Annotated in this window: 10 protein-coding genes; all 10 read left to right on the top strand. The window is 51.4% G+C overall.

Annotation, left to right across the window (positions count from 1 at the left end; genetic code table 11):
- Window positions 1–6: 6 nt before the first annotated feature.
- The 10 genes from FD737_RS03355 (at window position 7) to cpsG (ending at window position 13,902) form a co-directional block, all read left to right on the top strand.
- On the top strand, window positions 7–759 hold the full coding sequence (locus FD737_RS03355; RefSeq protein WP_160832702.1) for a glycosyltransferase family 2 protein: 753 nt from the start codon (window positions 7–9) through the stop codon (window positions 757–759).
- Between the two features lie 85 nt (window positions 760–844).
- Window positions 845–1,879, top strand: a complete 1,035-nt coding sequence (locus FD737_RS03360; protein ID WP_160832703.1) for a glycosyltransferase — start codon at window positions 845–847, stop codon at window positions 1,877–1,879.
- Window positions 1,880–2,058: 179 nt separating this feature from the next.
- The gene (locus tag FD737_RS03365) at window positions 2,059–4,269 is read left to right on the top strand and encodes a phage tailspike protein (protein WP_160832704.1); all 2,211 of its coding nucleotides are present in this window, start codon (window positions 2,059–2,061) and stop codon (window positions 4,267–4,269) included.
- Between the two features lie 197 nt (window positions 4,270–4,466).
- Window positions 4,467–5,729, top strand: coding sequence for a colanic acid biosynthesis pyruvyl transferase WcaK (gene wcaK, locus FD737_RS03370; RefSeq protein WP_097116651.1), 1,263 nt, complete (start codon window positions 4,467–4,469; stop codon window positions 5,727–5,729).
- A gap of 3 nt (window positions 5,730–5,732) precedes the next feature.
- The gene (locus tag FD737_RS03375) at window positions 5,733–6,956 is read left to right on the top strand and encodes a glycosyltransferase (RefSeq protein WP_034824779.1); all 1,224 of its coding nucleotides are present in this window, start codon (window positions 5,733–5,735) and stop codon (window positions 6,954–6,956) included.
- Window positions 6,953–8,293 (top strand): MOP flippase family protein, encoded by a 1,341-nt coding sequence (locus FD737_RS03380; RefSeq protein ID WP_045832317.1) that lies wholly within the window; start codon window positions 6,953–6,955, stop codon window positions 8,291–8,293. The genes FD737_RS03375 and FD737_RS03380 overlap by 4 nt, the downstream gene beginning before the upstream one ends.
- Before the next feature lie 309 nt (window positions 8,294–8,602).
- On the top strand, window positions 8,603–9,496 hold the full coding sequence (galF, locus tag FD737_RS03385) for a UTP--glucose-1-phosphate uridylyltransferase GalF (RefSeq protein ID WP_160832705.1): 894 nt from the start codon (window positions 8,603–8,605) through the stop codon (window positions 9,494–9,496).
- 44 nt (window positions 9,497–9,540) lie between these two features.
- Window positions 9,541–10,554, top strand: coding sequence for a UDP-glucose 4-epimerase GalE (gene galE, locus FD737_RS03390; RefSeq protein WP_034824773.1), 1,014 nt, complete (start codon window positions 9,541–9,543; stop codon window positions 10,552–10,554).
- Between the two features lie 531 nt (window positions 10,555–11,085).
- Window positions 11,086–12,501, top strand: a complete 1,416-nt coding sequence (locus FD737_RS03395) for a mannose-1-phosphate guanylyltransferase/mannose-6-phosphate isomerase (RefSeq protein WP_160832706.1) — start codon at window positions 11,086–11,088, stop codon at window positions 12,499–12,501.
- A 15-nt stretch (window positions 12,502–12,516) separates the two neighbouring features.
- Window positions 12,517–13,902 (top strand): phosphomannomutase CpsG, encoded by a 1,386-nt coding sequence (gene cpsG / locus FD737_RS03400; RefSeq protein ID WP_160832707.1) that lies wholly within the window; start codon window positions 12,517–12,519, stop codon window positions 13,900–13,902.

The following is a 13,902-nucleotide window of genomic DNA, read 5'->3' on the forward strand; positions in this document are numbered from 1 at the left end:
ATACAAATGACAAATCATGTTGGCACCGTCGGTATTGTGATGCCGATGTATAACGCGCGTAAAACGGTATTGCGTGCGGTTGAGTCGATCGTCAATCAGACCTATAGCGACTGGCATCTTTATTTAATAAATGATCAGTCCACCGATGATTCGCTGGCCTATGTACGCGAACACTGCACTGATGCGCGCATCACCATTCTTAACAATGAAGTCAACCTCGGTGCGGCGGAAACGCGTAACGTGGGTCTGCGTGCCGCGCAAGAAGAGATTATTGCGTTTCTCGACAGTGACGACGAATGGCACGTCGATAAACTTGCCGAACAGACTGCGGCGATCGCGGCGGGTGATGATTTTGTCATCACGCATTATCACTACAAAACCAAAACCGCCGACCACGATATTCTCTACAGCAAACCCTATCTGCAGCAGGAAAACTTCGTGAAGAAGCAGTATCGCGTCTGCTTCTCTTCCGTGTGTTTCCGCCGTCCTCCTCAGGGCATCTTCTTCCAGCGTAAAGGACATGAAGATTTCCTGTTCCTCTACGAACTGTTCCTCCGCTACAAGCAAGCTCGGGTGATCCAGAAGACGCTGGTCAACTATTACGAGCTGGGCGACTCACTCTCGCGCAATAAGAATAAAGCGGCGAAATGGCACCTCGAATTATTAAGAATTATCTATAAAAACAATCCGTTAAAAATCTATTACTATTACGGCTGGTATATGGTGAACGGCGTTCTCTTCACCCTGAAGCATCGTTAAGACCCGCTATTTTTCACGCTGTAACAGTGTTAGCCGCGCGAAGGAATTGGGCCTTAATTTCAAATTTTGAGGTGGAAAGCGTTTCATGAAAAAGATTGTTTTAGTGATTAAAGATGCCTACTCCTACGCGGGCACCGAGAACATCTGCAACTTCATGTCGGAGTGCCTAGGTGAGCAGCACGCCGTCACCATTTATTCGCTGGAAGGACACGGCAAAACCTTTTATCCGTTCGACCGCGTAAAAGAAATTGTCAGCTTTGAAGGGCAGAGCAACCCGATTAAAAGCGCCGTGGCGCGCATTCATCAGGAAGGCTTCGACAGCGTATTTCTGATCAGCATGGGCCGCCTGAGCGTGATGTTCGCCTTCTGGAACCTGATGGCGATGAAGAAAAAACGCTTTAAAGCCTACGCCTGTGAACACATCGCGATTAACTCCTTCAGCAAGCCGATCAAAGCGCTGAAGTGGATGCTGCTGCGCTATTACGACCAGGTCATCGTGCTGACGGACAAAGATCATCAGGTGTTCAGCCGCTGGAATATCGCCAGCAAGCAGATCCCCAATCCGGTGGTGTACAAGGCGTTTCAACGTCAGACCCGCAGCCGTCAGGCGCTGGCGGTCGGTCGTCTCGATAATCAAAAAGGCTTCGACCTGCTGCTGGATATCTGGGCCGACTTCAGTAAAACCCATCCTGAATGGAAGCTGGTGATCGCGGGTGACGGCGAACTGCGTCAACAACTGCACGATCAGGCTGCGGCGTTGGGCATTACCCATAGCGTTAACTTCGTCGGCAAAGTCAGCAACATCAACGATTACTACCGTGACAGCGACATGGCGCTGATGACCTCGCGTTATGAGGGCTTGCCACTGGTGCTGCTCGAAGCGAAATCCTGGTCATTGCCGGTGGTGGCTTATGACTGCCCAACCGGCCCGCAGGAGATTATCAATCACGGTGAAGATGGGTTCCTGGTGCCGATGAATGACAAATCAACGTTCCTGGCGCGCATGGAACAGCTGGCCAGTGACGATAGCCTGTTTTACGCCATGAGCGAAAAAACCAAAGAAACTGCGCTGAAGTTTGACGGTAACCAGATCAAACAAAGCTGGCTAGCCTTGGTTTAGCCAAATAATTCATGCCGCAGGAAGGCGGCAAGTGCTTGAGTCCCCGTGAGCTTACTCTAGTAAGTGACAGGGGCGAAGGCAGGCAGCCGACGCCCCTGTGGCGTGAAGTATGACGGCTAAATGCCTCCGGGATCACATTTATGGCTGTTACGCAGCCCCATGACCACGGGATTGAAAGCATGAAAAGAAGAGAAGTCTTGCAAACTGCAGCCTCCTCCATTGTTGCCGCGCTCTCAGTGAGCGCATTTTCCAGCTATGCGGCAAAAAGTGGTCAACCTGCTTTGAAAGCTGTCGATCCGTCCAGCGTACCGCAGGGCGATGTACCAATTTTAACGCCAGAAAATGTCTACACCATGCCACCACAGTTTTGGCAGAACTTTGAGGGCAAATTGTGGATCGGGCAGGCCGGTCAGGATGCCAGCAAAGCGGGCAATCAGATTCCGGTCTTCCTGCGCGATGCCAGCGGTAAAGTGTCACAAATCAGCCAGCCTATTGCGCTAAATAAGGGCAACTTCGCGCAATTCATTCACGATAATGCAGCGTTGATCGCCAATCCTGCTCACTCCATGGTGGTGGAAGACGATCAAGGGAATACGCTGTTTTCGATTGCAGATGTTTCACGACCGAATCCGAGTAACTTTAGCCAGCGTCTGGCGCAGCCGAATGGCTATCAGCTGATTGGCGAAATCCCGTCGGTTGAGGAGTTAAGGAAAACGCGTCCGCTGTTCGCGGGTGCCAAAATCAAGCTGAAAAGTTGGCATGAAGGCTTAGAAGTGGGCGGCGGGGAATTCGTTGGCGCTTTTGGTGACGGCAAAGATGATGGCGGCGTTATCTTCAGTGGTAAAGGCTTCTACTGGCGTCGCGTGGTTGAAGATTTTAACCGCCTGACGCTGTTCGATTTTGGCGCTATTGCCGATGCCAAAACCGATGCCGCACCGGCGATAAAAGCCATGTATCAATGGTCAATTGATGCCAATCAGCAGATCTGTGTGCAGTTCCCGGCAGGCAATTTCTTCGTCACCGAGTGCGATTTCGGTAATGAAGAACGACGCTACTTCCGTATCTCCGGCGCGATGGTCAATTTTGGCTATTTCCCGGCGACCACGCTGACTTCAGACGGTCGCTCTGAATTCCTGTTCCAGGTGAACGCGCGTTGGACTGAAATCTCCAATCTGATTTTCAACGGTCAAAACGACAAGCGACCGAATAAGCAGGGGCTGTTCCGCAACACGTGTCCCGGCGGGCAATTTTTCCGTGGTGCCTGCTTGCGACTCAATCAGGTTGGCGGAGTGTCGTTGAGCTTACTGGATACGCTGGATTGTAAAATCGACCAGTGGTACGCCAATGCCTGTACCGGTGATGTGATCAAAGCCAGTTGGTCGGGCCAAAAGGCTGGCGCCTGGGATCACAGCACGGCGATTGAACTCTCCAACTTCAACGCTCAGCACTGTAAAGGCGGTAAGGTGTTGAATCTGCCACGTTGCAGCCAGTCGATCATTCATAACGGCTGGATCGAGCACAGTGAGTTTCCCGGTGACATTTCCAATGGGCAGTGGATTATCGATGCGCTCAGCATTGAAGACTGTAAAAATCCGCTGATTGCGCACAACTCGCGACTGAACATGCGCCAGACCAACCTGCAGGCGGGGAGTTGGATCGACAACTCGATGGAAGGCGAGCGTTGGCTCAACATCTGGGAGATGGGATCCACGCGCGTGGAATCTTACGGTGTCGCCATCGATGGCAGCCTGAAATACAACTACATCACCTCACGCTTCCGCCTGGCGAATAACACCAACCAGGAAACCTGGTTTGAACTCGGCAACTTCTACTCACCTACGGTGGGAGACAGCTGGGAGATCGAGGTGTTTGGTCAATCGCAATTCAATAATGGCACGGCTAATCAGCCCTTAATGAACGTCATTGATGGTAAAGGCACCGGCGGTCGTGCGGTTATTCATCTGCAACGCAAAACCAAAAATGCGGAAGCCAGCTGGTCTGCCGAAGGCAGTTCACCCGTGGTGGATGTCCGCTTTGAACCGCGCTCAGAGACGGACACGAAAGTGTTCGTCAAGCTGGCTGGTTGGACACCCACCACCGCTATTTTGATTAAAAGCACTGCCAAGGACCGCTTCCTCACCGGACGCTGTGCGCGTGTGGATGCCACCATGGCGCAGGGTAGTCCTGCCAGCGGCAGCCAGCAAGCACCGCAGCGCTTCAGTCTGCACAACGGTAAAGCGGGTATAGGCGGCAACGAGCAGGGCGATCTGCTGCTGGCCTCGCGCGCGCTGAAACCGGAGCAGGTAAATACGCGCGAGCCGAAAGGATTTGTCTCGGTGGTGATTAACGGCGAACAGGTGGCGTTACCCTATTTTGCGGTGAAGTCGTAATGCAGTAACCGGAGAGGGCGCAGCCGTTTGCGCCCTCTCCGGGAAAGGTTGGGAGCGGCCTGCAGGTCGCCCGTTTGAGGACAGATTTTCTATTTTGGGCATTGTTCCCATTGCAGTTTTTTAACACAGAGTTCACTTTGCCCGTGCAGGAAATGACGTGGCTTGTAAAAAATTAAAAAAATTTTTCTGGAGTGTTTATGAAGATTTTATTGGTGGGAAACCATACCTGTGGAAATCGTGGGGATGGCGCGATTTTACGTGGACTGATCGACTCTTTGCAGTCTGCGCGTGGCGACCTCGATATTGATGTGATCAGTCGTTATCCAACAAGCTCCGGGTACTTATTGCAACAGGATATCCAGCAGGATTCCTTGTTTCTGCATAACAGCAAATCAGCGAAAGGGCTGGTGGGCAGCGTTAAACGTAAAGTGGCCAACCGCCTGATGCCCGAAATCATGATGGCGCATCTGGGCAAGGGTGGCCTGTACAAATCGTTCTCTGTGCCGCCCCATCTGGCGCAGTTCACCAAAAGTCTGGAACAGTATGACGCCATCATTCAGGTGGGCGGTTCGTTCTTCGTCGATCTTTATGGTGTGACGCAGTTTGACCACGCGCTCTGTGCATTGATGGCGAAAAAGCCGCTGCACATGGTCGGTCACTCCGTGGGACCCTTTGAGAACCCCCGCGTGAATGCGCTGGCCAATTTCGTGTTTGATCGCGTCGATAGCCTGGTGCTGCGTGAAGAGGTCAGCTTCGATCGCCTGAAACAAGACGGCGTCACCACCAGCCGCGTGAAGAAGGGCGTCGATACCGCCTTCCTGGTGAAAGCACGCGATGTGGAGAATCCGAGCCACAACCTGCTGCACTGGAAAAACATCATCAGCGCGCGTAAAACCATCGCCATCACCGTGCGTGAACTGGCACCGTTCGATAAACGTCTCGGCGTGACGCAGAAAGAGTACGAAGCGGCCTTTGGGAAAGTCATCAATGCGATGATTGCTGAAGGCTATCAGGTGGTGGCTTTCTCTACCTGTACCGGCATCGACAGCTACGCCAAAGACGACCGCATGGTCGCGCTGACGCTGCGTGATCACGTCGATAATCCCGATCATTACCATGTCATCATGGACGAGTTCAACGACCTCGAACTCGGCATCCTGCTAAGCCATTGTCACCTGACTATTGGCACCCGCCTGCACTCCGCCATCATTTCCATGAACTTCGGTACCCCAGCCGTGGCCATCAACTATGAGCACAAATCGCTCGGCGTGATGAAACAGCTTGGATTGCCGCAGATGGCCACCGACGTGCAGAGCCTGATGGATGGTTCGCTGATCGATAAAGTACAAACCGTACTGGCGGACTACGACAACGTGAAACGCAAAGTGGACACCGCGGTGGCGCAGGAGCGTGAAATTGGTAACCGCATTACGGCAGAAATTCTCAACGTGCTGGGGTAAGTGATGAAGCTGACCTTTTTCACCATGCGTTTTCCGGTTGCCTCTGAGACGTTTGTCCTCAATCAGGTAACGCATTTCATCGATGCAGGCTATGACGTGGAGATCATCTCCGTGTTTCCGGGCGATATGATCAATCGCCACGCCGCGTTCGATGATTACAATCTGGCGGCGAAAACTCACTATTTACTGCCGGAAGAGAAAGTTTCGAATCTCGATAAGCTGACGCAGCGCATTGGTTTGATGCTGCCGAAAATCGCGAAGCCGGCGTTAATCAAATCACTCAACGTCGGCCGCTACGGCCAGCAGGCGAAAAAGCTGCTGCTGCCCGCGATTGTTGCTAACGCGAAGCAAACCTTCACCGCGGATGTGTTTCTGGTGCACTTTGGTTATGCCGGTGCGCTGGCCAACAAACTGCGTGAGCTCGGCGTGCTGAAAGGCAAGCAGGCGACGGTGTTCCACGGCGCGGATATTTCGCGCCGTCACATTCTCGAAGAGCACAAGCTCGATTACGTCAACCTGTTCAAACAGAGCGAGTTGATGTTACCCATAAGCCATTTGTGGGAGAACAAGCTGATTGAGATGGGTTGTCCACGCGAGAAGGTGCACGTGACGCGCATGGGCATCGAGCCTGAGAAGTTTAACTTCAGGCCGCGTGAGGCGTTTCATCAGCCGCTGCGAATTGTATCGGTCGCGCGTTTGACCGAGAAAAAGGGCTTAGACGTGGCGGTAAAAGCCAGCGAAATTCTGCGCAACAACGGTGGGCAGTTCGAGTTCACCATCATCGGCAACGGTGAGCAGGACGGCATGATGCGTGAACACATCGCGCGTGCCGGACTGGAAGCCTTTGTCACTATGCCAGGTTTCAAGCCGCAGGAGGAGATTCGTCAGGCGTTGAATGATGCTGATATCTTCCTGCTACCGTCGAAAACCGCAGCCGATGGCGACATGGAAGGCATTCCGGTGGCGTTGATGGAAGCGATGGCGGTGGGGCTGCCGGTGGTTTCGACCTATCACAGCGGCATCCCGGAGCTGATTCAGAACAACGTCAGCGGCTGGCTGGTCTCCGAAAACGATGCCGAAGAGTTGGCTGACACGCTGCTGCGTCTGTCACGCGGTGATGTCGATGTCGCGCCGGTCGTGGCTGCTGCGCGACACAAAGTGGAAACCGAGTTCAATCAGCACATCGCTTATGGCGAGCTGGCTAAAATTCTGGAGCGCATGGTGTGAGCGGATTAAAAAAACAGGCCGTCTGGCTGTTTGGCAGTACCTGCTTCGCGGCATTGCTGCAGGTGTTACAGCTCAGCGTTCTGGCGCGAAAACTTGAAGCGCATGAGTTGGGTTTATTAGCCATTATCAACGCCATTCTGGCGGTGGCAACGGTGTTGCAAGATATGGGGATGAGCAGCTACATCGTGCATCGCCAGGACATCAACCGACGCCAGCAGAGTACGATTTATTGGGTCAACGTCTCACTCAGCTTGTGTACCGGCTTGATTATGCTGGCGATTGCCTTCCCGGTGGCGTGGTTCTATCACCTGCCTGAATTGACAGGGCTGATCATGCTTACCAGCCTCAACTTCCTCGTGCTGGGACATCTGTCGCAGTATCAGGCGCACTATGTGAAATCCAAACGTATGGTGACGCTGGCGAAGATTGAGATGGCCACCAAGTTGTTCGCGTTCATCTGTACCGTGGCGATGCTCTACTTCACTTCGCTCACGGTGGCGGCGGCCATCCTTGGGCTGTTCATCAATGCCTTTACGCGCATCCTGTGCATGATCTACTTCGGGGAGAAGTCGTGGCGTCCAACGTGGGAGTTTGAAGGGGCGACCTTCATCAGCGCGGTGCGTTACGGTATCTATCAGCTCGGTTCGCAGACCATCAACCAACTGCGTACCCAGGCGGATGCACTGATTGTGGGTAAAGTGATGGGCGCGGAGATGCTGGGGATCTACTCGCTGGCAAAAGAGTTGATTCTGCAGCCACTGAAACTGGTATCGCCGGTGATCAACCGTCTGGCACTGCCGCGTTTCGCCGAGAAGCAGCACGATCCGGAGCAGCTGAAAAATCTGTTCCTGAAAGGCACCTTCGTCATCATGTTGTTCAGCAGCGCGATGTATCTGGCGATTGGCATTCTGTCTCCGGTCATCGTACGCGTGCTGTATGGCGCATCGCATGAGCAGGTTTACCATCTGATTCCGCTGATGCTGCTGTTCGGCATGCTGCGTCCGATGGGGGGCTTAACCGGCGCGATTTCCCAGGCGAACGGCAAGACTAACGTCGAGTTTTACTGGAATATTGTGGCGAGTCTGGTGGTGGTCGTGGTACTGGCGACAACCTACATCTGGCCGAACGTGCTGTATGTGGCGTTGACGCTCTCCATCTCGCAGGTGCTGATTTCTGCCTTCGCCCATCCGTTCTTTATCAAGCCGGTGATTGGTATCCGCTTTATGCCGTATGCCCGCCAGTGGGTTTCGGTGTCGGTGGTGTTTGTCGGCCTGATGATGCTGGTGAATCACTTCAATCTGTTCGTGATGCCGGAGTGGTTTGAGGGCTGGTTGTAGGTTTTAGGATAACGACGCTATCAGCGCGGGTATGAGCTTTGAGCGAGTGCCCGCGCCAAATCCCCCTCATCCATTCTGCAAATCAATGGTCTTATCACCCGTGCTTTTTCCATCAATCCCTCACTGTTTTTCAGCAGTTTAGCCGGTTCATTTTCCGTGTCTCAGGCGAAGCGGCAGCCAGGCGTTTTGGCGATTTTTGATGTCGTGACAGAGAGTTAGTGTCGGATTTTCAGATAAAGATTATACTTGCTGCACCGGCCGATCCTGCATAATCGACCCCACGTATTCACTTCATGAAATGGAATAAATATGACCAAGCTTAAAGCAGTAATCCCGGTTGCGGGTCTCGGTATGCATATGCTCCCTGCAACAAAAGCTATCCCGAAAGAGATGCTGCCAATCGTCGATAAACCGATGATTCAATACATCGTTGACGAGTGCGTAGCGGCGGGCATCAAGGAGATTGTGCTGGTCACCCATGCTTCCAAAAATGCAGTGGAAAACCACTTCGACACCACCTATGAGCTGGAAGCGCTGCTTGAAGCACGCGTAAAACGTCAGCTGCTGAGCGAAGTGCAATCAATTTGCCCTCCTGGCGTGACTATCATGAATGTGCGTCAGGCGAACCCGCTGGGTCTGGGCCACTCTGTGCTGTGTGCACGCCCGATGATCGGTGATAACCCGTTCGTGGTGGTGCTGCCAGATGTGCTGCTGGATGACTCAACCGCTGACCACCTGCGTTATAACCTCGCGGCAATGGTGGCTCGTTTCGAAGAAACCGGTCACTCACAGGTACTGGCAAAACACATGCCGGGCGAAGACCTGACTGAATACGGTGTTCTGACTACAGAGTCGCCGATCGATAACCCAGGCGACATCAGCACTATTACTAACATTGTTGAGAAACCAGAAGCGGGCCAGTTGGATTCAGACCTGACTGCGGTCGGTCGTTATGTGCTGTCTGCGGATATCTGGCAAGAGCTGGAAAACACCGAGCCGGGCGCTTGGGGGCGTATTCAGCTGACCGATGCCATTGCATCACTCAGCAAGAAGAAACCGGTTGATGCACAACTGCTGACCGGTACCAGCTTCGACTGTGGTAAAAAAATGGGCTACATGCAGGCATTCGTTTCTTACGGTCTGCGTAACAACGCACAGGGTCGTGATTTCCGCGAAGCTATCCAGAAAATTCTGGCGAAATAATCCATTCTCATGCCGCGCCGCTTGCGCGGTTTAAAGGAGTACACATGGCTATTTTGGTAACGGGCGGAGCAGGGTACATCGGCTCCCATACGGTGCTGGCGCTGTTAGAGCGCGGTGACGACGTTGTAGTCCTGGATAACCTTTGCAACGCTTCGCGCGAAGCGGTTAACCGCGTGGAGAAGCTGTCTGGCAAGAAAGCGGTGTTCGTTGAAGGCGACATCCGCGATCGCGCCTGCTTGCGTGACCTGTTTGCGGCTAACGACATCTCGGCAGTCATTCACTTCGCAGCATTGAAAGCCGTGGGCGAATCCACGCGCATGCCGCTGGAATACTACGAGAACAACGTGGCAGGCACCGTGGTGCTGTTGGAAGAGATGCGCGCCGCTGGCGTGTGGAACTTTATCTTCAGCTCCTCAGCGACCGTGTACGGCGCCGATGCACCGGTTCCTTACGTGGAAACCACGCCAATCGGTGGCACCACCAGCCCTTACGGCACCTCTAAGCTGATGATCGAATTCGTGATGCGCGACTTCGCTAAAGCTGACCCGAATTTCAAAGCCATCGCGCTGCGCTACTTCAACCCGGTTGGCGCGCATGAGTCTGGCGAGATTGGTGAAGACCCAACCGGCATCCCTAACAACCTGCTGCCATATATCGCGCAGGTGGCGATTGGTCGCCTGGAGAAGCTTGGCGTGTTTGGTGATGACTACGACACGCCAGACGGCACCGCACAGCGCGACTACATCCACGTGGTGGATTTGGCCGAAGGACACCTGAAGGCGCTGGATCATCTGCCGAAAGTCACCGGTTACAAGGCGTATAATCTTGGCGGCGGGGTAGGGTTCTCGGTGCTGGAAATGATTAAAGCGTTCGAGAAGGCTTCTGGTAAGGCGATTCCGTTTGAGTTTAAGCCGCGTCGTGATGGCGATCTGCCGGCGTTCTGGGCGGATGCAAGTCTGGCGAACACCGAGCTGGACTGGCGGGTAACGCGTGGAATCGATGCGATGATGCGCGACACGTGGAACTGGCAGAGTAAGAACCCGGATGGGTTTAAGTAACTCTCGATGAATTGATCAAAACCCGGCATCTGCCGGGTTTTTTTATGGCTAAATTATCTAACATCATGGGTGCCTATTTTTTAATCAATTGAGTGATTTTAGACACAGATTATTCCTAAACCCCCATAGAGATGATTAATGTTCGAACTCCATATACCCTTGTTTGTCCATTAAGGAAATTCGAGCATTAACTGCCAGTAAAAGAAACTATATTGAATCAGGTCAATGGGTTGGATTTAAGCGAAACGCTTGCGTGACATAAAGGTTAGTAACAATCGCATAAGACGATAACCATGTTATTTCATCAGCACAAAATGTATTATTTGTGCTGGCTTTGGTGTTGGCTGAGGCTTGACGAATAATTACCCGTCTCATGTAAGAGAGGCGGAGCACACAAAATTGACTTGTTACACAGCATATTGGTTGCTACAAGCCAAGGGCGGTAGCGTGGCTGTTTTTTATAATGCGTTGAAAAAATAACCCGCTCTAAATTGATAAAGCAGTTTTAAATGACACATTAGAGGTTGAGGAATGTTACTTCCCGTAATTATGGCCGGAGGAACCGGCAGTCGTTTGTGGCCCCTTTCACGCGAACTATATCCAAAGCAATTCATCAGTTTGCATGGGCAGCACTCAATGCTGCAGGAAACCGTCAACCGCTTAACCGGAGTTGAAGCACGCGCTCCTTTGGTTATCTGTAACGAAGAGCACCGCTTCCTGGTCGCCGAACAGCTTCGCCAAATCAACAAGCTTTCTCACAACATCATCCTTGAACCGGTTGGCCGTAATACTGCCCCAGCCATTGCTCTCGCTGCGCTGAATGCGATTGAGCAGGGGGATGACCCTGTACTGCTGGTGTTGGCTGCAGATCATGTCATTGAAAATCGTGCGGCATTCCATCAGGCGATTACTACAGCTACTAAATATGCCAAGCAAGGCCATTTAGTCACCTTTGGTATTGTGCCGACAGGTCCTGAGACAGGCTACGGTTATATCCATCGTGGAAGCCAGATTTCGGATGATTTGAACGCCCCATTCGGCGTACAACGCTTTGTCGAAAAACCTAATCTTAAAACAGCGGAAGATTACCTCGCATCCGGTGAATATTACTGGAACAGCGGCATGTTTATGTTCCGCGCAAAACGTTACCTGCAAGAGCTGGAAAAATTCCGCCCTGATATTCTTGAAGCCTGTCAGCGTGCAATGGCAAACGTGAAAGAAGGCAGCGACTTCATCAGTATTGATAAAGAAGATTTTACTGCTTGTCCTGATGAATCCGTAGATTACGCAGTAATGGAACAAACCGACGCGGCTGTGGTTGTACCATTGGATGCGGGTTGGAGTGATGTAGGTTCATGGTCAGCGCTGTGGGAAGTGAATGAGAAGGATGCTGCGGGTAACTCACTGAAGGGCGACACTTTCCTGCACAACACTAAAAATTGCTATATCAACAGTGAAGACCAGTTGGTTGCAGCCATTGGTGTAGAAGATCTTGTGATCGTAAATACCAAAGATGCCGTACTGGTTGCGCGTAAAGATCAGGTACAGGACGTAAAACGTGTCGTTGAATTCCTGAAGTCAGAATGTCGTAGTGAGTATCGCCGTCACCGTGAAACCTATTGGCCATGGGGACGTTGCGATCTGATCGTTAATACCGGGCGTTTTAACGTAAATCGTATTACGGTGAAACCGGGTGAATCCTTCGAATTACAGATGCATTACCATCGCACTGAACACTGGGTGATTCTGTCAGGCACCGCGAAGGTGACGATTCAGGATAAGACCCTGTTGTTAACCGAAAACCAATCTACCTTCATTCCTATTGGTCATCAGCACACGTTGGAAAACCCTGGCAAAATTCCTTTGGAGCTATTGGAAATCCAGTCAGGTTCATACCTCGGTGATGACGACCTCATTCTGATTAAAGATCAATTTGCCCGTAAATAAGGATTCAAAGAAATAATGGAAGCACTAACTTGTTTCAAAGCTTACGATATTCGTGGTGAGCTGGGCAAAGAGCTCAACGAAGATATCGCTTATCGTATTGGCCGTGCATACGGCGAATTCATTAAGCCAAAAACAATCGTCGTCGGTGGAGACGTGCGCCTCACTAGTGAATCTCTGAAGCTGGCGTTAGCAAATGGTCTGCGGGACGCTGGCACAGATGTGCTGGATATTGGCATGAGCGGTACAGAAGAGATTTACTTCGCCACTTTCCACCTCGGTATTGACGGGGGAATAGAAGTCACCGCCAGCCATAATCCAATGAACTACAATGGCATGAAACTGGTACGTGAAGGTGCACGCCCTATTAGCGGTGATACCGGCCTCCGCGACGTACAGCGCTTAGCTGAAGCGAATGAGTTTTCAGGTGTCGAAGAATTAAAGCGCGGTAGCTACAAACAGATTTCAGTGTTGGACGCTTATGTAGATCATTTGATGGGCTACATAGATTTGGCCAATTTCAAAGAGCCAATGAAACTGGTAATCAACTCAGGCAATGGCGCTGCAGGCCATGTCGTTGATGAAATAGAAAAGCGATTCCAGCTGGCAAATGCGCCTGTCAGCTTCATTAAGGTGCACCATCAGGCAGATGGCAACTTCCCCAACGGCATCCCTAACCCTTTACTGCCTGAATGTCGTAAAGATACTTCTGATGCAGTACGTGCACACAATGCAGATATGGGTATTGCTTTTGACGGTGATTTTGACCGGTGCTTCCTTTTTGATGAAAATGCTGCATTTATTGAAGGCTATTATATCGTTGGCCTTTTGGCTGAAGCGTTCCTGAAGAAAGAAAAGGGTGCCAAAATAATTCACGACCCACGCCTTACATGGAACACTATTGATGTGGTGACTAAAGCTGGTGGAATCCCTGTCATATCTAAAACCGGCCATGCGTTCATTAAAGAGCGTATGCGTGAAGAAGATGCGATTTATGGAGGGGAGATGAGTGCTCACCATTACTTCCGTGATTTTGCTTACTGCGATAGTGGAATGATACCGTGGTTATTAATAGCTGAATTGTTACAGACTAAAAAGACGAGTCTTCAATATTTAGTCAAAGAGAGAATGGCCCAATTCCCAGCTTCCGGGGAAATTAACCGAAAAGTCAATAATGCGGCCACTCTCATTAGAATGGTAGAGGATAAATACAGAGCAGAAGCTTTAGAAATTGATAAAACTGATGGTTTGAGTATGACATTCGGAGATTGGCGTTTAAATTTGAGGATGTCTAATACTGAACCTTTAATGCGACTAAATATTGAAAGTCGCTGTGATAATGAACTTATGATGATTAAGACCTCAGAGATATTATCTTTCCTGGATAAAGGTGATTGTGCCTGA

Origin of the sequence: Pantoea sp. Seng (assembly GCF_009829935.1) — a bacterium.
In the GTDB taxonomy this organism is placed as follows: Bacteria; Pseudomonadota; Gammaproteobacteria; order Enterobacterales; family Enterobacteriaceae; genus Pantoea; species Pantoea communis.